The organism is Alkalibacterium sp. s-m-28 (assembly GCF_054658175.1).
The window spans coordinates 1-1,052 of the sequence record NZ_BAAGIQ010000206.1 but is presented as its reverse complement, the minus strand read 5'-3'; the positions used below and the strand labels follow the sequence as shown (position 1 = coordinate 1,052).

Annotated in this window: 1 protein-coding gene; it reads left to right on the top strand. The window is 33.2% G+C overall.

Going from position 1 to position 1,052, the window contains the following annotated elements; genetic code table 11:
• Positions 1 to 85 precede the first annotated feature (85 nt).
• Positions 86 to 706 (top strand): FMN-dependent NADH-azoreductase, encoded by a 621-nt coding sequence (locus ACYQ4S_RS11950; RefSeq protein ID WP_344912051.1) that lies wholly within the window; start codon positions 86 to 88, stop codon positions 704 to 706.
• The last annotated feature ends 346 nt before the right edge of the window (positions 707 to 1,052 follow it).

The window sequence follows — 1,052 nt, the reverse complement described above, 5'->3', positions numbered from 1 at the left end:
GCAAAATACACTTGACATAAGAGTATAGTTTGATATAATAAAAATGTGAAATAATTCACAAATATTGACGAAAGGATATATAATTATGACCAAATTATTAGTAGTAAAAGCACACCCATTAAATGCTGATCAATCTACTTCAGTTCAAATCTTAGATGTATTTGTTGAAAAATACAAAGAAACACATCCAGATGATGAAATTCAATATATTGATGTATTTAACGATGACATTCCGGAGCTGGATGAGGATATCTTAACAAGTATTATAGCATTAAAAGAAGGAAAAACATTTCCAGAGTTGACTGATGCTCAGCAAAAGAAAATGACACGAATGAATGAGTTAACACAACAGTATATAGATGTGGACAAAATAGTTGTAGCAAATGCATTATGGAATTTAGGTATTCCAAGCCATTTAAAATCGTGGATAGATAATATTTGTGTTTCTGGAGTAACTTTTAGGTATACAGAAACGGGTGCAGAGGCTCTAGCACATGGAAAGAAAGCTCTCCATATCCAATCAAACGGTGGGTATTTTGGTGGGAAAGATTTTTCCGCACAATTTTTAAAAGGGATTTTCCAGTTTGTTGGAGTTGAAGATTACGAGCAATTATTTATTGAAGGTATCGATTTTGCTCCGTCCAAAAGAGAAGAAATTCTGGAAGAGGCTGAGAAAAAAGCAAGACTTATCGCTGAGATATTCTAATTTAGTAAGTTAAGACTTGTTTGGTATAGTTGGGTAGCCAAACCTATTTAACCAGCTCTTCCGGCTCATTACGACCGAGAGAAAACAGTAATCGAATTTAAGTATCATTACGAATCGACTGAACGTGTCTGTAGAGTAAATCTGTAAAATGTATAGCCAAAAGTAGCAAATAGAATTATTTTTTAAGTACATCAAGCAACATATACCACTAAGAAAAAATCGAAAATCTAAAGATGGAGCTGAAAACTAAGTCATTCTAACCATGATTGTGTACGAATTGACTTTACTGATGAAACCAGAACTCGGCTTAAATGTAGAAAAGCATTCTATACCGATAAAAAAGAGG